We start from the raw sequence: 21,812 nt of genomic DNA, 5'->3' as shown, positions 1-21,812 counted from the left end.
CTTTTTTATACTTGGGTTAAATTGTTTTGATTCACATCTTCCAATGCTTTAATACGACTCTCCAAACGCTCCGTTAAAGCGTGTGTCGTATCGTCTTCAATAAACAGTGGTTTATCGATAAAAATATCCATAATAAAAGGAACTAAAAGAGCTTCGCCTTTGGGTAAAACTTTTCCGGCACCATGGATATAGATGGGAATAATAGGCACGAAAGGAGCCATTTTCGCCAAATGTCCGATGCCGGATTTAAACTTTTCCATCTGCCCTGCTTCTCCGCGACTTCCTTCAGGAAATATAATCACGCTCTGCCCCTCTTCTAAAGCTTTTCGCACCGCTTCTAGGGGATGGGAATGCGTTTTAGCCACCGTGCGACTCAAAGCTATAATGCCGATAACATGCGTTGAAAACCACTTAATCCATCTATTTTTCATAAAATAATCTGCCGCAGCAACGGGCCGTAAAGCTCTAATACGTCGCATCGGAAAAAGACTCATCAGAACAAGCGTATCGATATGGCTGTTATGATTTGCAACAATGATGCACGGTATATCAAGCGGGAGATTTTCTCTGCCTCTTACATGTACGCCAAAAATAAACAACACAAGTGGACGAACGATAAACCCAAAAAAAAGCCATTTAAACATACGCTATCCTTAATAGTACAAATAATACGTATAGTGAAAAAACAGCGGTGCGGTGTAGGTTAAACTATCGATACGATCAAGTATTCCGCCATGCCCCGGTAAAAGATTGCCCGAATCTTTGACGCCGATGTCTCGTTTGACCATCGAAATGACCACATCACCGATAAAGCCGGCACTGCTGATAAGCATACCCGCAAAAAGTGCCTGTAACCACGTAAAAGGCGTTAAAAAAGAAAAAGCAACCCCTAATAAGCTGAGTGTGAAAAATGCCCCTAAAAACCCTTCAACCGTTTTATTGGGACTCACTTTTGGGATGATTTTATGCTTTCCAAGCGTTTTACCCCAAAGATACTGCAAAATGTCATTCAGCTCCGTTAAAAGAACCAAGTAGAGCACAAGCTCTTTTCCTCCGACATCATGACCGTTGAGTGTAGGTAAGGTCATCATATAAGCGATATGGCTTAGACCAAACACAAACATCATCAATCCCCATTGTACGCGACTCGTATGCTCCAAAAATCCTTTTGTATCGCCTATAAGCACTTGACGAAAAGGCAAAAGTAAAAAAAGATACACGGGTATCCAAATGATAAACATACCATACCACTGAATACCGGCAAACCAATACTGAATAACGATAGAAAGATACGCGTAAAAGATAATTCGCCTATCCGTTCTGCGCGTTGGAATCAGCGTGAAATACTCTTTCAATGCCAAATAGCTAATCAACGCAAAAAAGAACATCGCCACAGTCGTATGCAACATTGCTCCAACCACAAAAGCGAGCACGATAATCCACCACGATTGAACGCGATCTTTAAGCTCGGTTGAAGTACGAAAGAATACCCGAACAATGAGCGTTGCCAGTAAAAGCAACCCTAGAATAACACCGATGACTATCCCACTTTTACCGCTAAAAAGCATCGCTATAGAATCCATCATGCTAACCCTTTTTGACAACGTCTAAGCACGGTCCACGACGCTAAAATCGTAGCGATCATCAACACGCCGTTGACCCAAAGATAAGGCGTCACGCCAAGTCCCAACACCAACGCCGTACTTCCTATCACAAAGGCTCTATCACTCTTGCCCATTGGGCCATCATAACGACGCGTTTTTCCAATGACTGCTCCCAAGATACCTGCCGTTTCCGTCAAAATAGAGGCAATCACAAAAAGCGTCACCCACAAAGGTAAAACACCTTCTATCATGGCAAAAGGCAAGTAAAGTGCCGTATCAGAGAGTACATCGCCCATTTCATTAAGCATCGCACCGAGATCGCTTTTCATATCATGCTCTTTGGCTAACATCCCATCAATCGCATTCAGTGCCATCCGAACAAACAAAACTATAGGAAGCATCCATAAGGTCCACAAAGCCCCTTTCGTCAGAGCAATCAGCCCACCCCAAACAATGCTAAGACCTAAAGCGGCTAAGGTTATTTGATTGGCAGTCATACCCTTGTTTGCAAGAATTCGCACAATAGGGCGAAGCACGCTTTGAAAAGCAGGTTTTAAATCATAAATCGTTGGCATTTTCATTTTTCTATTCCTACGGTTTAGTATCAAAAAGCAGATCCATATCCTTACATGTCAAAGTATTGATCTACCATTCTCTTTTTTGTGATCTTCTTTTTGACATGTCAAGGTTATAAACCATTTTATATTACGAAAATTTTAACCTAAATTTCACACTTTTTACCTCTATAATATTTTTTGTATCAACTGCTCGTCAAAAAATTACGCTACATGTAAAATCTTCCGATAATTCGAATAAATAGGATGATTCGCAGGGAAATAGACCATCATCGCTTTAACGTAACGATCAAAGACATTTTTTTCCTGAGCGATGCAAAGGCGTTTTAAAACCGCTATGTCGTAACTGTTCCACACCGTTGTAAACGGTACGGGGTAGTCGCTTCCAAAGAGCAATTTAGGGTGTATGTCGCTTTGTGTGCTAAGATGGCGCAACGCCTTGGCACGCACGGGCGTTAGAAGCGCTGACACATCGGCGTAGAGATTATCATGCGTTTTGAGCATCTCAAGCAAGGTGAAATAGTCATCGTTAAAGCGTTTTGGGTTGGACGAGAGTGCTTTAAAGATGTGACGTGGCTCGTAAGAAGAAAGTGCCATGTGGGCACAAATGACCTTCACACCGACCTCTAAAGGTTGACGCACCATCTCGATGCTCTCGCAGGTTTTATACGAATGCACGCTACTCTCGCTTCCCACATGAATGATCAATGGCAGATCAAGAGCCGCAAGCTTCTCAAAATAGGGACGATACCGCGCTTCTCGCGTATCCACACCCCAATAATTTTGTAAAAATTTTGCCCCTTTAAAGCCTAAGGCGTGGTACTTTTCAATCAATTCCAGCGCATCGGGTCGTTTAGGATTGATGGAGAAAAAAGGGATAATGAGCTCTGGAAACTTCGCGTACAACACCGCCACATCCTCATTGCTTGCGCAGACGGTTTTGTCTTTATGTAAGATGTTCCCTTCATCATCGACCTTCGCATCGACGCCAAAAAGCACGATTTTTTCGATGTGTTCAGAGCTTTTCACCGAGTGCATCAGTGCGTCGGTGTAGGCTTTGTACGGCTCTTTCGCAAGGGCTTTGGCGTCGATACCGAAGCGTTTGGCAAAAAAGCGTAAAGCAACTTTATCGTAAAAGCGGTTGAAAGAGACATCACTGCTGAGTAGGTGAACATGGGTGTCGATTGTTTTCATTTCTATATTCCTAAAATCTTAAACATATTGGAATATTAATATCTCTTAGCTAAAAATATTCTTAAAAAGAAACACCGACATATCGATGTGTTTGTATGATGAAATCTAAGATTATTGAACTTTTTTATAAACCGTTTTATACCCGCCTGCTTCTGTGGAAATGGTCTCTTGATCGAGGATTTTATAGGCATTGCCTACTTTAATATCATCATCGAAAACGATCACTTTATCTGCTTGGATATCGTAACTCACCGGCGTCTTCGTACCGAAAAAAAGCATACTTTTACGATCAAACTGAATTTCTAAAATGCCCAGCTTTGTTTCGGCTCTCCACTTGCCGATTAAAGGATTGCGATGCGTTTCATCCCAATAAAATGTAACGCCCAATGCCAAAAAGAGCACGATAACGATACCCGAAAAAATCTGAAATACAGGCGTAGAAGGTTTTTTGGCGGGAACTTTCGACACTGTCCGAACACGCGAGGGTGTTTTTGCTTTACGAGAGACTGTTTTAGCGTTTGACATGCGAGGTTTTCGACTCTCTGGGCGCATCCGTTACCTTTTTAAAATGAGTTATCGACGCATTATAACATTCTTACATGTAAGGTTAAAAGCTTCTGCGTGTTATAATTTCTGAAAGCATTACTCTCAAAGGAAGATTTCGACTATGTTTTCAAAATTGATCAATCTTTTTAAAGTCAAAGAAGACGATACTTTAAATTTTATCAATCAAGAAGCGTTTCAAAAACCTTCAAAAAATCATCGATTTACCCAAGAAGAGGAAGACGCTTTTTTTGAGCATCTCGAAAAAGAAGATTTGGCGATTCAAGAAGAAAGCCCTTCTCCCAAAACGACACCGACGTCGCGTGAATCGACTTTAAAAAAAATGTATGCGTGTATGAAAGAACGCGATTGGAACCCGAAACACCATCCCAAAATCCTCATAGCTTTATCCGGAAGCGTTCTTTTAGCCGCTTTTATCGCATTTATGCTCCACGAAACACCCAATCCGCTTCTTGGAAAATGGCAGCCGATCAAAAAAACCAATATTTTCGCACCGACCGGAGAAATTGAGTTTCGGAAAGACCAACTCTTGGCCAACGGTGTAACGACGCCGATCGAGTATACGATAGAGTCCCAATACGTCGAAGTCGTCGACCTCAATACGAAAATGCGCATACCGTTTTACATCACCGGCGATAAGACGATCGAACTCAACCTTTTGGGCGTGAAAACGACGTATAAAAAAATCGATAAATAAAGCGGTTTTTTTAAAGTACCGCTTCAAAACTCAGTAACGTTTTGCCCTCTTTTTGAAGCAATAATACACCCTCTTCTATCTTATACGTTTGAGCTTTGGACAAAGCGTTTAAAAAGTCGCGTTCGTCTTGAAGTCTAGGGCACGCCATCATCGTGGAAGCTACCTTTTCAAAGCCGACGCGTTGAGAAGTTTCATCAAGCGTATACGTACCTAAAAGAATATTGCATCCGCCAAAACCCTGTAAGCGTCGATTTTCCAATTTTAAAATCAAATAGGCTTCACGTTCGCCCGTTAAGGCGATCACAGCTTTGCCTTCAACGCCGATCAGCTTCCAATGCACTTCTTGAATACGCGTCGGCAACAATTCCGTCTCGTCTTTGACGTCTATGTTTGCGGCTTCGGTTTGCTTGGTTTCTTCATGCTGAGCGGTAGGTGCAAGCTTGGGCGAAGAAGGCGTACAACCGCACACCATACATACGCCGATACCCAAAGCCGCAAGACGACAACATCGGTACATCAAATTCTCCTTCACATTTATTCTTTCGTTATTTCGCGAATCAGTTCATATTCGTTTTTGCGTAAAGACTCCAACAATACGCTAATCTCATCAGGTTGAACGCCCATTTGGCTGAGGGCTTCCGAACCCGTGCGAATGCTGCTTTCCAAAGTCTCGGCGATGACCCAACTTGCCCCCGCCATCAGCATTTTATCCATGGCTTTAATGTCGAGTGCTCGTGCCAAGACTTTAATATGCGGATAATTTTCTTTGATGTGTTTTACCACTTTAATCGCATTTAAACTATGATCAATCGAAACGATGAGCATAGACGCTTGATCAAGTTTGATCGTATTGAGAAGCCTCATGTCGGTAATATCGCCGAAAAAAACCGGAAACCCTTGTTTGCGCCCGTGCGCTACTTCGCTCGTGTTGACGTCAAACACCATAAATGGAATCTTACTACTCTTGAGCATTTGAGCGATCACTTTACCCGTACTTCCGTATCCGGCAATAACAACTTTATGCTCGATGCTCACACCGTCCGCATTGAGGTAAGAAAACGGCGAAACATTGGCCAGTTTATTGGCAAGCGAACATCCAAACGAATAGAGCACCGGCGTAAAAAGCATACTAATCGAAATCACGCCGATTCCGACGACGAAAAGTTGATCGTCGATAATGCCTAAAGCCTTTGCCGCGCCAAAGAGAACAAAACCGAATTCACCGCTTTGATTGAGCAAAAATGCCAATTTGATCGCAGCACTTTTCGTACCGCCGAAAGCAAGCACCAAAACAAAAATAACCAATGCCTTAAGTATCAAAATAACGCCGATATGTCCGCTAAACACCCACGGATCGTTCATGATGGCATTAAAATCGATCGACATTCCTACGGCGATGAAAAAAAGGCTCATGAGCATTCCTTTAAAAGGCTCAAGGCTCGATTCGATTTGAAAGCTGTAACGAGACGTGGAAAGGAACATTCCCATCAAAAAAGCACCGAGTGCCATCGAAAGTCCCGCATGGTCCATTAAGTATGCCGAAAGAACGACGCTGAGCATCGTTAAAAGTAAAAAAGCGTCTTTGTTGCGCTGTTTGGCGACTTTGTCCAAGGCTTTGGGAATAATATAGCGACCGAATACGACCAACAGTATGATCATAACGACAATATTTAAGATGGTTTCGATCCACGAAGTTTCGTCAACGGAAGGCTGATGTGAAGACAACAAGGGCAAAATCGCTAAAAGCGGAACGACGGCTAAATCTTGAAGCAATAAAATAGCAAAAGCGTTTTTACCGTGTTCGGTATTGAGTTTACCCTTTTCTTGTAATATTTGCATGACAAACGCCGTTGATGAGAGTGCCAACGTAAAACCTAAAAGCATCGCTACGCGGATATCTTCGACGAAAAGCTTCATGTACCATCCAAGAACAACGCCGGAGACGACGACTTGTAAAGAGCCCATACCGAAGACTTCTTTACGCATCGACCAAAGCTTTGTCGGTTGCATCTCCAATCCGATAATAAACAAAAGTAGCACAACGCCGAATTCCGTAAAGTGGCGTAGCGTTTCGACTTCACTCGTTACCGTAAACCCTCCCGTATGCGGACCGACGATAATACCGGCAAGCAACAATCCCAAAATAGAACCCAAACCGATACGCTTAGAAATCGTTACCATAATCGACGTTACCGCCAATAAAACCAATGAGGAGAGTAGGAAAAAATCCATACAGAGCCTTTAACGTTGGAGTTATAAAACTATTTCTTGCGCAATGTTCAAACCAAAACCCGCTAAGCCGACATAATCTTTATGCGGCGTAATAGAAATCAAATCAAGGCTTTCTATCCCCAGTTTTTTCAATATTTGTGCACCGATACCGAATTCTCTCAACTCTTGATTACTAGAATATTCGCTATCGACAAAAATAAAGACGCCGCCGTGCGTTTTCAAATACTCAATCGCCTTCAAGATACCGTGATACTTTTTTTCATTGGCCAGTAACTCGTTATCGGGTAAAATATGGTGAAATTTAACCGCAGATTTTTCCCCGACTTCGCCGAACATGTAGACAATATGATGGTTACCTTCATGATCGACCATATCGATTTTACGGGTTTGTACTCCGAAAAATTCGACGTTTGCCGAGAAAACCTCTCGAACCAGAGATTCCGATTGCATACGGTAAGCTACGATATCGGAAATATAAACGATATGAATACCGTGTTCTTGACAAAAAAGATCCAAATCGTCTCGTCGTGCCATATGTCCGTCTGCTTTCATCACTTCGCAGATCACCGCCGCTTCCCGAAGACCCGCTAAACGACAAAGATCAACCGAGCCTTCCGTATGCCCCGTTCGCACCAACGTGCCGCCCTTACGCGCAATCAACGGGAAAATATGCCCGGGACGAACCAACTCTTTAGGAGAACTCATCGTGTCGGCTAAAATCTTGATCGTTACGTCACGCTCGTATGCCGAAATACCCGTCGAACACACCCGCGCATCTACCGATACCGTAAATGCTGTCTCGTGCTGAGAGTCGTTATACTTGACCATCGGCGTGAGGTCTAAACGCGTGGCAATCTCGTCGTTCAGCGCGACGCAAATAAGCCCCCTAGCTTCCGAAGCCATAAAATTGACTTTCTCCGGTGTCGAGAACGTCGCGGCATAGACTAAATCCCCCTCGTTCTCCCGATCTTCATCGTCTACCATCATAACCATTTTACCGTTCTTAATATCTTCGATGGCTTGCTTGACTCTTTGAATAGGCATTTTCGCTCCAAAAGTGATTTTAAAAAAGTATAATCAAAAACCCTTGACAAACACATTAAAAGTGACTATAATTTCACCTCGTTTAAGGCATTGGGGTATAGCCAAGCGGTAAGGCAACTGGTTTTGGTCCAGTCATTTCAGGGGTTCGAATCCCTTTACCCCATCCACCTTTTACATTTTCCGTCGCGGGATAGAGCAGTTGGTAGCTCGTCGGGCTCATAACCCGAAGGTCGCTGGTTCAAGTCCGGCTCCCGCAACCATTCTTCCAAAACTACTCAACCAAAGTATTATCAATAAGCAAACTTTAGATTACCTCAAATTATTCTATTACATCTATCTACCATCTTTTTTTCTCTTTGTGCGTTATAATCTTCTATCAACGCGATAGCTTTTTGGACTCTGGCGATTCTTTTTTTTGTTTCAGCCCATGGGTGTTTAGCGGCCATCTCTTGATGAAATGTGAGCCATTTTTTGGCAGTGCTTAAAGCATCAAGTCCTTCGTTATCTTTTAATGTCGTATCAATCCCTTTGCTAAGCACATACTTTATCTCAAAAATTTGCGGGTCATACACGATATGATGCAATATAGTTTTACCCTCAGCATCGGTCACATTGATGGAAAATTTCCCAAAATTCAACAAAAGCTCTATCATTTCGGGATCTTTATAGTTAATAGAGTCTTTAGAGACATACTTAAAAATACGATGCTCATCCAAAGAAAAACGGGGGTACTTTTCCAAAAGGTACTGCACGATGGGCGCAAAATTGCCCTCTATCGCCATATCTAAAAGGTCACTACCTTTAAACCTAAGTGCATAGACATCTTTTGCGTTACATCCATCAAGTGCTGTGGCAAATCTTTTGAGATTAAGCGAATCTGCTGCAAAAATGAGTTCATTTGTCTCCATAATATCAACGCTTTTACAATCTTTATCACTACCATACGCTAAGATCAAACTTAAAAATATCATAATAAAAAATTTCATATTTATACTCTCTCCACGCTGATAACTTTACCTGTTTCGACACAGTACGCGCTAAGCTTTCCCATACCAAAACCCTCTTCATCTTCAACGTAACACCCCGTATCGATATTGGCAAAATGTTCTCTTATTTTAACACCGTTTTGTACGGGCGTATGTCCAAAGATATTGAAGATCTTCGTATCGTTATCGGGTTCTCTTCGGCTCGACATTGCCGTGCGGAAGAACGTATCGTACATAGCGTTCATATGTCGTATTCCCCACACCGTGCCGATAGGAGCATGCGAAACGACCACGGGTTTACCGGAAGCATGTATGACGGGAAATTCCAGATAAAGCGGCAATTTTTCCATCCAAGCGATATCTTCTTTAAACGCTTTTAGTGCCTCACGGTAGTTTTCAACTTTGGCAGGTTTGCCCTCTTTGAGTTGTACTAAGCCATACGAAAGCAGTGTCGCAACACCGCCGTTACTAAACCAGATGTTATGCAACGGCAAAGGAGTATCGTTTTCATACGCTTGAACGATGTTAAATCCATAGACACACATCGCTTCTTCATGGTTTCCCATCACGCATAAATGCCCACCGTCTTTGACAAACTTTACGACCTGAGCACTTTGTTTGCCTCTGTCCACCAGATCACCCACAAAAACGAGCGTTGCCTCCGTGGGTAACTCATCTACAAGGGTTTTTAAGGTCTCAAAATGTCCGTGAACATCACCGATGACGTAGTGCATATTTGCCTTTACATGTAAAGAGTATGTGTTACTATCTCATTTTGGATTAATTTTATCTATCTGCTCTTGTGCTATTTTGCCTTTAAAGAAAATAAACTGGCAGAGTCTATCTGTCCTACTCACACACCGAACATGGTGACGATAGCTCATATTGCTCTAAAAGTCGGCACCGGCATAGAAAACAACAGCCCATGCATCGGTGGTTTTGCCCGTATGCGTGTAAGAGAAGATCGATAATAGCCCGACTCCGCAGCTTCTCCTTCTGCGATTATAACGTTATTTTATCTTTTCCCCGTTATACAATGCGTTATTTTACTTTATTAGCTAAACTCCGTACACGCTTTTAAGCTCTAGTGTCACGCTTTCCATGCCAAATACAAAGTACATGTAATGATTTCATCGTCAAAATTCCCAGTTCAGCCTTACTGTTCAAACTTATTTTTGATAATTTTGTATGTTTTTTCATGGGCATAGCGTCTTGCAAATTCTATAGGTGTGTAACTGTTGGTCTCATAACGACGAAGCCCTATAGGCTTTTCAGCCACCTCAATGGGCTCATTTAAAAAGGTCTCGCATTCTTTACATGTAAAGAGTTGTTCGAGTGTTTGCGTGCAGTTAAATTTTATCGCCTCGATGTAGAGTTGTTTGAGCTCTTTGGCATCCATTGAGTCGTCCAAAAGAGACTTGGCTACGGTTTGAAGAGAAGCTAACTGTTGGTGAAGCGAAGATAAGAGTGTCTCTTTTTGGGCACTTTGCAAGTTTTGTTCTAAAAAGGAGACGATATGTTGCGCATTGAGCACCTCTTCTTGCGCGATACAACGCTGCTTTGTTAAGCGTTTTATATCTTCTTCAAGTGCCTTGGTTAAAAAGTCTTCAGATATTTCACACTTTTTTTCAAAAAAAAGCGCAAGCGTGGAGGGTTCTTCTTCATACATCTTGGTTACCAATGCTTCGGGTGTTTGCATACCTGCTATCTGTGTTGCACGCAGCACTTCATCGTTTTGAAGGGCTTGCAAGATCTTTTCATAGCGTTCTTGGTGCGCTTTAAGCGTTGCTAGAGACTCTTCGATGTTTTTGTGTACGGTATCGTTAAATGCCGCATCACTCTTTTTTTCATCGACAACGTCTTTAAGGCGTTTTGCTTGTTTGAGAAGATGCTCGTAGGTGCTTTTAGGCATAACGACGCTCGAAGTTTCCTTTTGTAAACTTCCCAAAGACATTTTTATAAATATAACGCGTGCAAGCTCCTCTTCACCTTGTTTGGTTTCTTCAGCACTGGGCTTAGAAACTTCCACTTTAGGGCTAGGAGAGACAAATAAGAGGTCTAATACGATTACCACGGCACCAAGCCCTAGTACAAATTTATAGAGGTCTGTCATTTATTTATCTTTTTTGTATTATTCGATGTGTTCAAATGCATCGATAAGCGTTTGGACATATTCTTGTTTATACGCTTTATGCACATATGAAAGATATTTCCGCCTATACTGCCACCCATTCTATAGCTACTTATTTCGAGTCTTGATGCAAATTTTCATTTCTTTGTGTGATGATTACTCTGTATCTCCAACACAAAGTACCTTATCTTTAATCATGCCGTTTTTTGCTATAATCCAAACTTATTTTAGCTATAGACAAGGACTTTACAATGCAAAATGCGTTGTTTGACGATTTAAAATCGATCAAAGAGAAGATGAATCAAGATGAAAAAATCAATCAAGAAAAGCTTATAGAAGCGCAAAAGCAAGAAAAGGAAAAAAAATTGCAAGCGCAATTTGAGACTTTTATGAAAACTTCAGGCGTTAAAAAACTCCACTGATTATGGCATTACACTCACGTATGATCGAATTTTCGACCTTAGAGACGTCTTGTTCTTACTTGGACGGATGTAAAACGCGTATGGAATACAAATACATCGAAAACGCGACTTCAGAACTCAATCAAGCTCTGGTTGAACGGGGTTGGAGACGTTTTGGACATTATTATTCCAGACCGCAATGCTCGCATTGCAAGGCATGTTTAAGCCTTCGTATCGATGTTCGAAATTATCAATTTTCACGTTCCGCAAAACGCGCTTTTAAAAAAGCCGAGGGGATTCGTTACGTGATTCAAGTGCCGAGTATTAGCAACGAACATCTGGAACTCTACGATAAATACCATCGTTTCATGGAACAAAAACGCGGTTGGCAATACTACTATCTCAAGCCGCAAAGCTACCATGAACTTTATGTCAGCGGTGCGCAGGATTTCGGTAAAGAGGTACTCTATTTTTACGAAGACAAATTGATCGGCGTCGATTTGATCGACTTTTTAGACGACGGAATCTCTTCGATTTACTTTTTTTACGATCCCGATTTTGCCCATCTTTCGCTGGGTCGCCTTTCGATTTACGAACAATTAATTTTGGCAAAAGAGTACGGTTTAGCGTGGATTTATTTAGGATATTACGTAGAAAACTGCCAAAGTTTAAAATACAAAGGAAACTATCGTCCTTATCAGATTCTTCAAGGAAACCCCAAAATAGACGAGGATGCTATCTGGCTTTAAAAATTGGAATCTTTTTTGCTTAAGATGCGTATCTGAATGCAACAAGGAGAGCTCGATGCACTGCTGCCTTACTCACGATATGCTTGCCGTTACGATTCAAGAAGATGCGAAGACATTTTATTTTCTACAAAATATCGCCGCTAAAAATTTCACAAAGAAAATCGGGCGCAAAGAAAAAATGATTATTTTTAAAGAACCCGAAGAGACGGTTCAGCGTCGTTATTTTCTAAAACTGATCTCTAAAATTTACTTGCGCGAGCATAATGATCAAACGCAAGCAAGCATCATTGAAAACGCTATCGATAAAAGCATCAAAATTTCACTTTTAAAACCCAATCAAGTCATTCAAAAAATGTCGATTCGCATCGCTATTGAAGACAATTATGCCGTTATTTTCGATTTGGGTTCGCACAATACGCTTTTTGCATCCTACTTAAAAAGCTATTTTAAAGATCACCTCGTCAGAATACGCCCTAAAAACGGGACGATTACGCTCTATCCCAATTCCGATCAAACCGCCATGCTTTTAGACAAACTTTTGGCGCAAAAGGAGCTTTTCGGCTCTTACGTCGAATTTCATTACGATCGAGCGCATTATGAAGCCTACACACGAACTCTGATGGCGAAAAAAATCCGCCGTAATCGTCACAATGCCCTCTTTTCGCTCTTGGAAGACTATTTCGGTATTTTAGGGTGCAAAATAGAAGATTCGTTCGAGATCGTTCGTAGTAACTACTTGGCATTAGTGAAAAAATACCATCCCGATAGTTGCGGACTTTACGACGGAGACTTACATGTCAAATACGTTGCAAAGTTTCAAGAGGTGCAAACGGCATACGAAATGGTCAAAATGCACTTTCAAAACTCCGAGCGTTGCATCGCCTAACGCGTTAACATGTAAAGTTTTTTACGTTCTGACGAACTGGCGATATTGAACTGTTGGCGGTATTTGGTAATCGTGCGACGCACCATTTTGATATTAAATTTCTCTTCAATCATCTCCAACAACTTAAGATCGCTCATCGGTTTTATGCGACTTTCGTTTTTAACCAACTCTAACATGTAGTCTTTAATGGCGCTATTGGAAATATCTTCGTCCAAGGCGGTCGCAAAAAATTGTTTTAATGCGATGACACCGCGACTGCATGAGAGATATTTACCGGCAATCGCACGCGAAATCGTCGAAGGATTTCGTCCCAAATCGTCCGCCAAATCTTTCAGTTTCATCGGTTTAATGGCTTTGCCGAAGAAAAAATCGTATTGGTATTCGACGATCATCAGACCGATTTTATACAGTGTGGCTTTACGCATTTCAAGCGCGTCGATCAGGTCTTTAGCATCTTTGATTTTCTGCGAAACGAAGCTGTGGCTTTCGTCCATACCTTCCGTATCGATGAGGATTTCGGGGTAATAGGCGTCGTTTAAGCGCACCTCAATCGCACCGTCGTTTGCATAGATAAAAATATCGGGAATAATCTCTCGTTCGTCTTCCAAAAAATCAATGGCGGGAGGGTTGCGAAAACGCTGAATAATGCTAAGCGCTTCATGAAACAAAGGCTCTTTACTCATGGATTCGATCGCTTCGAAATGGACGATGAGATTTTCAACGGCTTCGTAGAGCTCATTTTCAAGCGTAAGGTCTTGGAGTTGAAATAAAAACGCCTCTTTGACGTCAACCGCGCCGATTCCCAAAGGTTCAAGATAAGCAAAGCGTTGTCTGATTTTTTCGACTTCGGACATCGATACGTTCAATTTGTGTGCAATATCGTGTAGAGCCTGAGCTTCGAAATAGCCTTCACAATTGATATTTTCAATGATTTCATAAGCAATATTTTGCGATTTTTCCGTCGGAAAAAGCGGCGGATTGATCTGCTCGAACAAAGCCTCGTAGAGTGATTTTTTATAAAGCGTTAACGCTTCGATGGTATCCGAAACCGACGTTTTAGAGGCATGTTGAAAAAAGCTCTTTTTTTCGAACTTTTTTTCGGGAACTTCGCATCCGGATCGAATATGAATCAACGGATTTTCTTGCACGAACGGCTCGAGCGTTTCGGTTAAAGTATCAAGATTGGCTTGTAAAATGGGCAGCCAACCTCTCAGGGTTGAGGAGAATTTTTGTTTGGCGGTCTGTGTAGTGTTGACCCTAAGTTTCACTCCTCTCTCCTAAAATTAAAATCGAAAATCTTCGCCGAGATAATAGGTCTTCACCAGTTTATTTTGCGCCACTTCTTCACTACTGCCGCTGGCAAGGAGAGTTCCGTCTTTGATAACGTAAGCACGATCGCAAATTGCAAGCGTCTCTCGTACGTTGTGATCGGTAATCAAAACGCCGATATTGAGTTTTGCCAACTCTTCGACGATACTTTGAATATCCGCGACTGCCAAAGGGTCGACACCCGCAAAAGGTTCGTCCAAAAGCAAAAATTTGGGATGCAACACCAAAGAGCGAGCGATTTCGCATCGGCGTCGTTCACCGCCGCTAAGGCTCACGCCGTTACGTTTACGAATCGGTTCGATGTTTAAAAGATTTAAGAGTTCTTCGACGCGTTTGGCGGCCTCTTCTTTCTTGCTGTAAACGATCTCCGCAGCAAGCATAATATTTTCTTCCACGCTTAAATCTTTAAAAATACTCGATTCTTGCGGCAAGTAGCCGATACCTTGTTTGGCTCTGACATGTAAGGGAATATGCGTCACGTCTTGGTTATCGAAATAAACCGCACCCGAAGTCGGTTCTATCAGGCCGCAAATCATATAAAACATCGTCGTTTTTCCGGCTCCGTTAGGGCCTAAAAGTCCGACGACTTCGCCGCTTTTGACATCAAGGGAGACGCCTTTGATGATCGGCGTTTTTTTAATTACTTTTTCAAGTTTTTCTACTTTAAGCGTATGCATGTATGTTTACCTTATAGGTTCGTTGATCGTTTTTTTCTTCAATATCGAGCGTGCCGTAAGCAATGCCCAAGCGCCCTAACAGGGCTTCAAAATCCGACATGGCCCATTCGATCAGATGGTATCCGCGGCTATCGAGTTTTTCGATCAAACCGCTTTTGACGAATCCGTCCGTACCGCATTGGTAAATGTCGTAATGAAACAAACGGTTTTCATATTCGTGCAAAATGGAAAAGGTCGGCGAAGAGACGGGTTCGCGAATGCCTAAAACGGCGGCAAACGTTTGGACAAACGTCGTTTTTCCGCTTGCCAAACCGCCTCGAAGCAATAAAATCCCCTCTTCTCCCATTTGCTCCCTAATCGTTTGCGCCAGTGCCCTAAGCCCCGTCACGTCACATGTCGTTTCGTACGTCATACTAAATAGGAGAGTTTAATAATTTCGCCGAGCTTATCCCACGCTTGTTTGCTTGTAAGCGCCGCATCCATCATTTCGATACCTTCTTGAATATCTCTGGCTTTGGAATCGACGACCAAAGCGCATGCACCGTTTAGTAACACAACATCGCGCTTAGGACCTTTTTCTTCGTTTTTCAAAATAGCCCGCGTAATGTCAGCGTTATGGTCGCTATCGCCGCCTTGAATCGATTCCAAAGAGGCCGATTTGAAGCCGTAAGCTTGAGGATCGATTTCGCCTTGGCTTATTTGCGTATTTTCAATCATCATATAAAATGTAGGAGCAGACATCCCTACTTCGTCCAAGCCGTCATGCGAACTTAACACCATGCTCTTTTGCGTACCGAGTGCTTGTAAAGCTTTGCTAAAACGTTCGACGTAATCGACGTGAAAGACGCCGACAACTTGTTTTTGCGCATTCGCGGGATTGGCAAGCGGTCCTAACATGTTAAAAATCGTTCGATGCGGCAGTGAGCGGCGAATCGGCATAATGTGTTTCATACACGGATGATGGTTCATCGCAAACATAAAAACAAAACCGCACTCTTGAAGCATTTTAACCTGTTTTTCGGGCGTTAAATTTAAATTGAGCCCGAGCGATCTTAAAACATCGGCACTTCCCGATAAACTCGTTGCCGAACCGCTACCGTGCTTGGCGACTTTACACCCGAGCGCACTTAAAACGATAGAGGTCGTGGTTGATATATTGAACGTACCGCTTTTATCTCCTCCCGTTCCGACGATATCGATGATTTCAGTTTTTAAATCGTGTGGAATGTCGAGTTTAACGCTGTGTTCGCGCATCACTTTTGCCGCGGCGGCAATCTCTTCAAAGCTTTCTCCCCGATGGTAAAGCTCGACTAAAAAACGCGCGGCTTCTTCGCTTGAAAGCTGATTTTCAAACAACGCGTTAAACGCTTCGTATGCCTCTTGATAATTCATTTTAGTTCCCTTACGTAGTCGTTTTGTTGGGTTTTAGGTATGGTTTTGGTTTGCGGCAATTGCACGACTTCGTATCGAACGGAGCGTTCAAGATAAGCCACGGTGATAATATCGCCTACTTTAACGTCTTTAGCGGGTTTGGCCGTTACGCCGTTAATGCTGACGACGCCGTTTTTACACATATCTTCGGAAACGGCTCTTCGCTTCGTGATATTGACGCTGTTTAAAAATTTATCGATTCGCATCTTTCTTCCTTGATTTAACGTCCATTCTAGCAAAAGAATATTTAAATTTGGTTTTTGAGCTTGACCGCCAAATCGCCCCTAGAGCATAAGCAAAGTTTTTATAAAGTTGCGCTACTATCACGAAATTCTATCAATTTTATGAGGATTCATACGATGAAAAAAAATGTCAAAAAAGTGGTTTTAGCATACTCCGGCGGACTTGATACCAGTATTATTTTAAAATGGCTCCAAGACGAGTACCAATGTGAGGTCGTCACGTTTACCGCCGACATCGGTCAAGGCGAAGAGTTGGAACCAGCACGCAAAAAAGCGATCTCTTTGGGCATTAAACCCGAGAATATTTTTATCGAAGACCTAAAAGAAGAGTTTGTAAAAGATTACGTTTTCCCGATGTTTAGAGCCAACGCGATTTACGAAGGAGAGTATCTTTTGGGTACGTCTATCGCGCGACCTTTAATCGCAAAACGTCAAGCGCAAATCGCGGCAATGGTCGGAGCCGATGGCGTAAGCCACGGTGCAACAGGTAAAGGAAACGATCAAGTACGCTTCGAGATGGGGTATCTTAGTATGAATTCCGATCTTGTGATTATCGCTCCTTGGAGAGAATGGGATCTAAATTCACGCGAGAAATTATTGGCGTATGCCGAGAAAAACGGTATCAGCATTGAGAAAAAGCCGGGTAAATCGCCTTATTCGATGGATGCAAATTTATTGCATATCTCTTATGAAGGATTGGTGCTTGAAAATCCTGCCGCCGAACCGGAAGAAGACATGTGGCGATGGACGGTGAGCCCCGAAAAAGCGCCCGATCAATCCGAAGTGATTGAACTCACGTACGAAAAAGGCGATCCGGTTGCACTTAACGGCGAAAAGCTTTCTCCTGCAACGATGCTTTCTAAGCTCAATGCACTTGGCTGCAAACACGGCATCGGACGTATCGACATTGTTGAGAACCGCTTTGTGGGTATGAAAAGCCGAGGTTGCTACGAAACTCCGGGCGGTACGATTATGCTTCGTGCCCACAGAGCGATCGAGAGCATTACGTTAGACCGTGAAGCGGCGCATTTTAAAGACGAGTTGATGCCGCGCTACGCAAAAACGATTTACAACGGCTTTTGGTTTTCGCCCGAACGCGAAATGATGCAAGCGGCGATCGATAAATCGCAAGAAGGCGTCAACGGCACGGTAAGATTGAAACTTTACAAAGGTAACGTGTCGGTCATCGGCAGAGATTCTAAAACCAACAATCTCTTCAACGAAGCCTTTTGTACCTTTGAAGAAGATGAAGTTTACAACCAAAAAGATGCGGCAGGGTTTATTAAACTCAATGCGCTTCGTTTTATTATTAGCGGTAAAAATAGAAAAAAACAAGGAAATTAAGGCATTACAATGCCGATGATCCCCGAAAGATACGTCGATGAGTCAATTATATCTGCAAGAGATTGAGAGAAGCCACGAAATAAGTCCGGAAGAGTTACATGTACTTCTTCTAGCAAGGGCAAAGGGTCGTGTTTCGTTTTGGTTAATCGATGTTCGCGAGAAAAACGAGTATACGGCATCGAGTATTAAGGGAACCGACGGCGTGTTCCCGACCTCGACGCTACATACGCAACTCAATGCGATCTTTAAATTACAAGATCGTTTAGTGATTTTTTACTGCACGAATGCACGCCGAACCTTTCGTTTGATTCCGCGCCTCAAACGTATGGGTTTTACCAAAATAGCACACCTTAGCGGCGGAATTATCGAATACGGCGGAGAGAAATTGAAAAACGCTCCTCTGCCTTCTAGCATCAATCATAAGGAGACACTATGAAAGTTTTATTAATTAAAGACGTCAAAGATTTAGGAAAAAAAGGCGAAATTAAAGAGGTCAAAGACGGTTACGGTCAAAACTTCCTTATCGGCAAAGGGTTTGCCCTTTTAGCGACAAACGAAGTTATGCGCAAATACGAAGCGGAACAACGAAAAAAAGCTGCCGCACAAGAAGAAGAGATCGCTAACCTCAAAGCGATACAAGCGAAATTGGCAACGCTCAAACTGACCGTCAAACGTAAACTCGGGGCAAACGGTAGCCTTTTCGGTGCCGTTACCAAAGATGAAATTGCGCACGAACTTAAAACGCAACACGGTATTGAAATCGATAAAAAAACCGTCGAAATTGATCAAGCGATCAAAACGACGGGCAATTTCGACGTCAGCATCAAATTAGGACACGGCATTCACGCCCTCTTGTCCCTTATCATTATCGGAGAGTAAGATTAATGTTTGAAGCAACCACCATTCTTGCATGTCGAGGCGAAAACAAAGCGGTCATCGGCGGCGACGGACAAGTAACGTTCGGCAATACGGTGCTTAAAAACAACGCCACCAAAATTCGCAAACTCTACAACGGTAAAGTCTTAACGGGCTTTGCCGGAAGTACCGCCGACGCTTTCAACCTTTTTGACATGTTCGAAACGATTTTAGAGCAAAAAAAAGGCGACTTATACAAATCGGTGATCGAATTTTCCAAAGAGTGGCGCAAAGACAAGATGTTGCGTCGGCTGGAAGCGATGATGATCGTACTTGATTGCGATCATATTTTTATTTTAAGCGGTACCGGCGACGTGGTCGAGCCTGAAGACGGGAAAATCGCAGCAATCGGCAGCGGCGGAAACTATGCCATTGCGGCGGCTCGTGCTCTGGATAGGCATGCGAAACTCGATGAAGAGACCATCGTTCTTGAGAGCCTTAAAATCGCAAGCGAATTGTGCATCTACACCAACGATCGTATTAAAACGTTTGTTTTAGAAAAGAGTGCTTCATGAATTTAACCCCCAAACAAATTGTTGCCTATTTGGATGAGTACATTATCGGTCAAACCAACGCCAAAAAAGCCATCGCCATCGCCCTTCGCAATCGATACCGCAGGCTTTTACTCGAAGGCGATATGGTCGATGAAGTCATGCCGAAAAATATTCTTATGATCGGCTCTACGGGTGTAGGTAAAACCGAGATTGCGCGTAGAATGGCAAAAATGCTCTCTTTGCCTTTTGTTAAAGTGGAAGCTAGCAAATACACCGAAGTCGGTTTCGTCGGTCGAGACGTCGAATCGATGGTTCGCGACTTAATGATGGCTTCGATCAATCTAGTAAAAGCAGAGCATCGAGAGAAAAATCAAGAAACTATCGCCTTACATGTCGAAAAAATTATTATCGAAAAGCTACTTCCTCCGCTTCCCAAAGGCGTGAGCGAAGAAAAAAAAGGCGAATACGAAAGAAGCTTTGAAAAAATGCGCCAAAAGCTTCGCGACGGAGAATTGGACGAACTCAAAATCGAAATCGAACTTTCACAAGGCAATAACGATTTGGGCGACTCCTCCTTACCGCCGGAAATGGTCAAAGTGCAAGAGTCGTTTATTAAAATTTTAGGCACGGGACAAAGTTCGATCAAAAAAGAGATGAGCGTTAAAGATGCAAAAGAGGCACTCAAACTCGAAGCGAGCGAAAAATTACTCGATATGGAAGCGATTAAAAGCGAAGCAAGAGACCGAGCTCAAAACGGCGGTATTATTTTTATCGACGAAATCGATAAAATAGCCGTCAGCTCTTCACAATCGAACCGCAGCGATCCAAGCAAAGAAGGCGTTCAACGCGATTTATTACCCATTGTCGAAGGCAGCGACGTTACGACGAAATTCGGTACGATTAAAACCGACCACGTTCTTTTCATTTCGGCAGGTGCGTTTCACTTAAGTAAACCAAGCGATTTGATTCCCGAATTGCAAGGGCGATTTCCGCTACGTGTCGAGTTGAATGCCTTAAGCGAAGAGGTTCTTTACCAGATTTTAACGCAACCTAAAAATTCACTCCTTCGTCAATATCAAGCGTTACTCAAAACGGAAGGCGTCGAGTTGGTTTTTGAAGAAGATGCGATTCGTGCTATTGCGAAAATTGCGCAAACAACCAACGAAAGAACTGAAGATATCGGAGCTAGGAGATTGCATACCGTCATTGAAAAAGTATTGGAAGAGATCAGTTATAGTGCCGACGAACATCAAGGTGAGACCCTTTACGTCACAAAAGAGTTGGTACACCAAAAATTAGACGCTATCGTTGAGAACGAAGATAGCAGTCGCTATATTTTATAAAGTAGGATTATGATAGAACCTCTTAAAACAAAAGCCGGCTTTGTTGCCGTCGTCGGACGCCCCAATGCCGGTAAAAGCTCGCTACTCAACTGGCTTATCGGCGAAAAACTTGCCTTGGTTTCGCATAAAGCCAATGCAACGCGCAAGCGACTCAATATGATCGCCATGCATGAAAATGCTCAAATTATCTTTATCGATACGCCGGGTATCCACGAACAGGAACGACTCCTCAATCAATTTATGCTCGAAGAAGCCATGAAAGCAATGGGCGATTGCGATCTTATCTTGTTTCTCACGCCCGTTACCGATACTCTGCAACACTACGCAGATTTTTTAGCTTTAACCAAGCCTGACGTACCGCACATCGTTCTTTTAACCAAAACGGATACCGTTTCTCAAACGGTACTTTTGGATAAAATAACGCAATATCAAACCTATCAAGACAAATTTGCGGCCTTAATTCCCGTTTCCGTAAAAAAAGGAATCTCACAATCCTATCTTTTAGACACGATTAGTCGATTTATTCCGGAGCATCCTTACTTATACGATCCGGAAATATTGACGACGGAACGTTCTCGCGATATCTATAAAGAGCTGATTCGTGAAGCAATTTTTGAATATACGAGCGATGAAGTGCCCTACTTTTCAGATGTTTTAATCGATAAAGTCGAAGAAAAAGAGTCAATCGATCATATTTATGCTACTATTGTCGTCGATAAAAAGAGCCAAAAGGGTATTATTATCGGAAAAGAAGGGCAAACGCTCAAAAGAATCGGCTCTCATGCTCGTCGATTAATTGAAGAATTGTCACAAAAACGTCTCTTTTTGAAACTTGTCGTCGTTGTGAAACAAGGCTGGAGCCAAGATAAAGAATTATTGAAGAAAATAGGTTATATAGTAGAATAAAGTATCAATAACATATTATGATATAATTGTTGTACAATGATTAATTTTTAAAATAAAAGGGGTTTTAA

26 protein-coding genes and 2 tRNA genes are annotated in these 21,812 nt (G+C 42.5%); 12 read left to right on the top strand and 16 right to left on the bottom strand.

Annotated features, from left to right (window positions below; genetic code table 11):
• Positions 1–5: 5 nt before the first annotated feature.
• The 5 genes from OA34_RS08985 to OA34_RS08965 all read right to left on the bottom strand — a co-directional run bounded on the left by OA34_RS08985 (position 6) and on the right by OA34_RS08965 (position 3,925).
• On the bottom strand, positions 6–644 hold the full coding sequence (locus OA34_RS08985) for a lysophospholipid acyltransferase family protein (protein ID WP_039674513.1): 639 nt from the start codon (positions 642–644) through the stop codon (positions 6–8).
• A gap of 9 nt (positions 645–653) precedes the next feature.
• Positions 654–1,586, bottom strand: coding sequence for a phosphatidate cytidylyltransferase (locus tag OA34_RS08980; RefSeq protein ID WP_286682948.1), 933 nt, complete (start codon positions 1,584–1,586; stop codon positions 654–656).
• Positions 1,583–2,179, bottom strand: coding sequence for a CDP-alcohol phosphatidyltransferase family protein (locus OA34_RS08975; RefSeq protein WP_039674595.1), 597 nt, complete (start codon positions 2,177–2,179; stop codon positions 1,583–1,585). Before OA34_RS08975 ends, OA34_RS08980 begins: the two co-directional genes overlap by 4 nt.
• Positions 2,180–2,383: 204 nt before the next feature.
• The gene (locus OA34_RS08970) at positions 2,384–3,373 is read right to left on the bottom strand and encodes an amidohydrolase family protein (protein ID WP_039674511.1); all 990 of its coding nucleotides are present in this window, start codon (positions 3,371–3,373) and stop codon (positions 2,384–2,386) included.
• Between the two features lie 111 nt (positions 3,374–3,484).
• A complete protein-coding gene (locus tag OA34_RS08965; RefSeq protein ID WP_039674509.1) occupies positions 3,485–3,925 on the bottom strand; it encodes a hypothetical protein in 441 nt (146 codons plus the stop codon).
• Positions 3,926–4,040: 115 nt separating this feature from the next.
• Here OA34_RS08965 and OA34_RS08960 point away from each other — a divergent pair, with 115 nt between their 5' ends.
• Complete coding sequence (locus OA34_RS08960) at positions 4,041–4,634, top strand: hypothetical protein (RefSeq protein ID WP_039674507.1); 594 nt, start codon at positions 4,041–4,043, stop codon at positions 4,632–4,634.
• Between the two features lie 10 nt (positions 4,635–4,644).
• Here the strand turns inward: OA34_RS08960 and OA34_RS13730 are convergent, their stop codons facing one another.
• From OA34_RS13730 to OA34_RS08945, 3 genes are read right to left on the bottom strand one after another with little or no spacing between them, the layout of a single operon-like run.
• On the bottom strand, positions 4,645–5,151 hold the full coding sequence (locus OA34_RS13730) for an META domain-containing protein (RefSeq protein WP_286682947.1): 507 nt from the start codon (positions 5,149–5,151) through the stop codon (positions 4,645–4,647).
• Positions 5,152–5,168: 17 nt separating this feature from the next.
• Positions 5,169–6,866: a monovalent cation:proton antiporter-2 (CPA2) family protein gene (locus OA34_RS08950; RefSeq protein WP_039674505.1), complete on the bottom strand. Its 1,698-nt coding sequence runs from the start codon at positions 6,864–6,866 to the stop codon at positions 5,169–5,171.
• A gap of 21 nt (positions 6,867–6,887) precedes the next feature.
• Positions 6,888–7,910: a bifunctional 3,4-dihydroxy-2-butanone 4-phosphate synthase/GTP cyclohydrolase II gene (locus OA34_RS08945; protein ID WP_039674504.1), complete on the bottom strand. Its 1,023-nt coding sequence runs from the start codon at positions 7,908–7,910 to the stop codon at positions 6,888–6,890.
• A 91-nt stretch (positions 7,911–8,001) separates the two neighbouring features.
• Here OA34_RS08945 and OA34_RS08940 point away from each other — a divergent pair.
• Together OA34_RS08940 and OA34_RS08935 are read left to right on the top strand one after the other, a co-directional pair.
• A tRNA-Gln gene (locus OA34_RS08940) sits at positions 8,002–8,077 on the top strand.
• A gap of 17 nt (positions 8,078–8,094) precedes the next feature.
• Positions 8,095–8,170, top strand: a tRNA-Met gene (locus OA34_RS08935).
• A 54-nt stretch (positions 8,171–8,224) separates the two neighbouring features.
• On the opposite strand, the gene OA34_RS08930 is transcribed toward OA34_RS08935, so the two are convergent.
• The 3 genes from OA34_RS08930 to OA34_RS08920 form a co-directional block, all read right to left on the bottom strand.
• Complete coding sequence (locus tag OA34_RS08930) at positions 8,225–8,896, bottom strand: ankyrin repeat domain-containing protein (protein WP_039674502.1); 672 nt, start codon at positions 8,894–8,896, stop codon at positions 8,225–8,227.
• A gap of 2 nt (positions 8,897–8,898) precedes the next feature.
• Positions 8,899–9,630, bottom strand: coding sequence for a metallophosphoesterase (locus OA34_RS13725; RefSeq protein ID WP_286682946.1), 732 nt, complete (start codon positions 9,628–9,630; stop codon positions 8,899–8,901).
• A gap of 422 nt (positions 9,631–10,052) precedes the next feature.
• Positions 10,053–11,009: a hypothetical protein gene (locus tag OA34_RS08920; RefSeq protein WP_039674500.1), complete on the bottom strand. Its 957-nt coding sequence runs from the start codon at positions 11,007–11,009 to the stop codon at positions 10,053–10,055.
• Between the two features lie 269 nt (positions 11,010–11,278).
• Here OA34_RS08920 and OA34_RS13720 point away from each other — a divergent pair, with 269 nt between their 5' ends.
• The 3 genes from OA34_RS13720 to OA34_RS08910 are packed head-to-tail and all read left to right on the top strand — an operon-like array spanning position 11,279 to position 13,063.
• A complete protein-coding gene (locus OA34_RS13720; protein WP_173636955.1) occupies positions 11,279–11,449 on the top strand; it encodes a hypothetical protein in 171 nt (56 codons plus the stop codon).
• A 2-nt stretch (positions 11,450–11,451) separates the two neighbouring features.
• A complete protein-coding gene (locus OA34_RS08915) occupies positions 11,452–12,177 on the top strand; it encodes an arginyltransferase (RefSeq protein ID WP_156143358.1) in 726 nt (241 codons plus the stop codon).
• A 55-nt stretch (positions 12,178–12,232) separates the two neighbouring features.
• The gene (locus tag OA34_RS08910; protein WP_039674498.1) at positions 12,233–13,063 is read left to right on the top strand and encodes an adenylosuccinate lyase; all 831 of its coding nucleotides are present in this window, start codon (positions 12,233–12,235) and stop codon (positions 13,061–13,063) included.
• Here OA34_RS08910 and OA34_RS08905 read toward each other — a convergent pair.
• From OA34_RS08905 to OA34_RS08885, 5 genes are read right to left on the bottom strand one after another with little or no spacing between them, the layout of a single operon-like run.
• Positions 13,060–14,331, bottom strand: coding sequence for an RNA polymerase factor sigma-54 (locus OA34_RS08905; protein ID WP_039674496.1), 1,272 nt, complete (start codon positions 14,329–14,331; stop codon positions 13,060–13,062). The genes OA34_RS08910 and OA34_RS08905 overlap by 4 nt on opposite strands.
• Positions 14,332–14,346: 15 nt before the next feature.
• The gene (gene lptB, locus OA34_RS08900; protein WP_039674494.1) at positions 14,347–15,069 is read right to left on the bottom strand and encodes an LPS export ABC transporter ATP-binding protein; all 723 of its coding nucleotides are present in this window, start codon (positions 15,067–15,069) and stop codon (positions 14,347–14,349) included.
• A complete protein-coding gene (tsaE, locus tag OA34_RS08895) occupies positions 15,056–15,481 on the bottom strand; it encodes a tRNA (adenosine(37)-N6)-threonylcarbamoyltransferase complex ATPase subunit type 1 TsaE (protein WP_254376088.1) in 426 nt (141 codons plus the stop codon). The genes lptB and tsaE overlap by 14 nt, the downstream gene beginning before the upstream one ends.
• Positions 15,478–16,461 carry an anthranilate phosphoribosyltransferase gene (gene trpD / locus OA34_RS08890; RefSeq protein WP_039674493.1) on the bottom strand — a complete coding sequence of 328 codons (984 nt, stop codon included), beginning with the start codon at positions 16,459–16,461 and terminating at the stop codon, positions 15,478–15,480. Before trpD ends, tsaE begins: the two co-directional genes overlap by 4 nt.
• Positions 16,458–16,706 (bottom strand): RNA-binding S4 domain-containing protein, encoded by a 249-nt coding sequence (locus tag OA34_RS08885; RefSeq protein ID WP_039674492.1) that lies wholly within the window; start codon positions 16,704–16,706, stop codon positions 16,458–16,460. The genes trpD and OA34_RS08885 overlap by 4 nt, the downstream gene beginning before the upstream one ends.
• 153 nt (positions 16,707–16,859) lie before the next feature.
• Between OA34_RS08885 and OA34_RS08880 the strand changes: the two genes are divergently transcribed.
• From OA34_RS08880 to era, 6 genes are read left to right on the top strand one after another with little or no spacing between them, the layout of a single operon-like run.
• Positions 16,860–18,086: an argininosuccinate synthase gene (locus OA34_RS08880; protein ID WP_039674491.1), complete on the top strand. Its 1,227-nt coding sequence runs from the start codon at positions 16,860–16,862 to the stop codon at positions 18,084–18,086.
• Between the two features lie 37 nt (positions 18,087–18,123).
• The gene (locus OA34_RS08875; protein WP_039674489.1) at positions 18,124–18,522 is read left to right on the top strand and encodes a rhodanese-like domain-containing protein; all 399 of its coding nucleotides are present in this window, start codon (positions 18,124–18,126) and stop codon (positions 18,520–18,522) included.
• Positions 18,519–18,965: a 50S ribosomal protein L9 gene (gene rplI / locus OA34_RS08870; RefSeq protein WP_039674488.1), complete on the top strand. Its 447-nt coding sequence runs from the start codon at positions 18,519–18,521 to the stop codon at positions 18,963–18,965. Before OA34_RS08875 ends, rplI begins: the two co-directional genes overlap by 4 nt.
• Before the next feature lie 5 nt (positions 18,966–18,970).
• Entirely contained in the window at positions 18,971–19,516 is a 546-nt protein-coding gene (gene hslV, locus OA34_RS08865) for an ATP-dependent protease subunit HslV (protein WP_039674486.1), read from the top strand.
• A complete protein-coding gene (hslU, locus tag OA34_RS08860; protein WP_039674483.1) occupies positions 19,513–20,838 on the top strand; it encodes an ATP-dependent protease ATPase subunit HslU in 1,326 nt (441 codons plus the stop codon). Before hslV ends, hslU begins: the two co-directional genes overlap by 4 nt.
• Before the next feature lie 9 nt (positions 20,839–20,847).
• Positions 20,848–21,744: a GTPase Era gene (gene era, locus OA34_RS08855; RefSeq protein WP_039674482.1), complete on the top strand. Its 897-nt coding sequence runs from the start codon at positions 20,848–20,850 to the stop codon at positions 21,742–21,744.
• Positions 21,745–21,812: the final 68 nt, after the last annotated feature.

This window comes from Sulfurospirillum sp. MES (assembly GCF_000789415.1).
In the GTDB taxonomy this organism is placed as follows: Bacteria; Campylobacterota; Campylobacteria; order Campylobacterales; family Sulfurospirillaceae; genus Sulfurospirillum; species Sulfurospirillum cavolei.
This window is presented reverse-complemented; position numbering and strand designations above follow the sequence as displayed.

Bases quoted from the DNA above. Each gene is read 5' to 3' on its own strand.
- OA34_RS08915 (WP_156143358.1), top strand. From the start codon at position 11,452: ATGGCATTACACTCACGTATGATCGAATTTTCGACCTTAGAGACGTCT.
- rplI (WP_039674488.1), top strand. From the start codon at position 18,519: ATGAAAGTTTTATTAATTAAAGACGTCAAAGATTTAGGAAAAAAAGGC.
- OA34_RS08920 (WP_039674500.1), bottom strand. From the start codon at position 11,009: ATGACAGACCTCTATAAATTTGTACTAGGGCTTGGTGCCGTGGTAATC.
- tsaE (WP_254376088.1), bottom strand. From the start codon at position 15,481: ATGACGTACGAAACGACATGTGACGTGACGGGGCTTAGGGCACTGGCG.
- OA34_RS13720 (WP_173636955.1), top strand. From the start codon at position 11,279: ATGCAAAATGCGTTGTTTGACGATTTAAAATCGATCAAAGAGAAGATG.
- OA34_RS13725 (WP_286682946.1), bottom strand. From the start codon at position 9,630: ATGCACTACGTCATCGGTGATGTTCACGGACATTTTGAGACCTTAAAA.
- OA34_RS08930 (WP_039674502.1), bottom strand. From the start codon at position 8,896: ATGAAATTTTTTATTATGATATTTTTAAGTTTGATCTTAGCGTATGGT.
- lptB (WP_039674494.1), bottom strand. From the start codon at position 15,069: ATGCATACGCTTAAAGTAGAAAAACTTGAAAAAGTAATTAAAAAAACG.
- OA34_RS08965 (WP_039674509.1), bottom strand. From the start codon at position 3,925: ATGCGCCCAGAGAGTCGAAAACCTCGCATGTCAAACGCTAAAACAGTC.
- OA34_RS08910 (WP_039674498.1), top strand. From the start codon at position 12,233: ATGCACTGCTGCCTTACTCACGATATGCTTGCCGTTACGATTCAAGAA.
- OA34_RS08970 (WP_039674511.1), bottom strand. From the start codon at position 3,373: ATGAAAACAATCGACACCCATGTTCACCTACTCAGCAGTGATGTCTCT.
- OA34_RS08885 (WP_039674492.1), bottom strand. From the start codon at position 16,706: ATGCGAATCGATAAATTTTTAAACAGCGTCAATATCACGAAGCGAAGA.
- OA34_RS08880 (WP_039674491.1), top strand. From the start codon at position 16,860: ATGAAAAAAAATGTCAAAAAAGTGGTTTTAGCATACTCCGGCGGACTT.
- OA34_RS08960 (WP_039674507.1), top strand. From the start codon at position 4,041: ATGTTTTCAAAATTGATCAATCTTTTTAAAGTCAAAGAAGACGATACT.
- OA34_RS08975 (WP_039674595.1), bottom strand. From the start codon at position 2,179: ATGCCAACGATTTATGATTTAAAACCTGCTTTTCAAAGCGTGCTTCGC.
- OA34_RS08980 (WP_286682948.1), bottom strand. From the start codon at position 1,586: ATGATGGATTCTATAGCGATGCTTTTTAGCGGTAAAAGTGGGATAGTC.
- hslV (WP_039674486.1), top strand. From the start codon at position 18,971: ATGTTTGAAGCAACCACCATTCTTGCATGTCGAGGCGAAAACAAAGCG.
- OA34_RS08875 (WP_039674489.1), top strand. From the start codon at position 18,124: ATGAGTCAATTATATCTGCAAGAGATTGAGAGAAGCCACGAAATAAGT.
- trpD (WP_039674493.1), bottom strand. From the start codon at position 16,461: ATGAATTATCAAGAGGCATACGAAGCGTTTAACGCGTTGTTTGAAAAT.
- OA34_RS08985 (WP_039674513.1), bottom strand. From the start codon at position 644: ATGTTTAAATGGCTTTTTTTTGGGTTTATCGTTCGTCCACTTGTGTTG.
- OA34_RS13730 (WP_286682947.1), bottom strand. From the start codon at position 5,151: ATGTACCGATGTTGTCGTCTTGCGGCTTTGGGTATCGGCGTATGTATG.
- OA34_RS08950 (WP_039674505.1), bottom strand. From the start codon at position 6,866: ATGGATTTTTTCCTACTCTCCTCATTGGTTTTATTGGCGGTAACGTCG.
- hslU (WP_039674483.1), top strand. From the start codon at position 19,513: ATGAATTTAACCCCCAAACAAATTGTTGCCTATTTGGATGAGTACATT.
- OA34_RS08945 (WP_039674504.1), bottom strand. From the start codon at position 7,910: ATGCCTATTCAAAGAGTCAAGCAAGCCATCGAAGATATTAAGAACGGT.
- era (WP_039674482.1), top strand. From the start codon at position 20,848: ATGATAGAACCTCTTAAAACAAAAGCCGGCTTTGTTGCCGTCGTCGGA.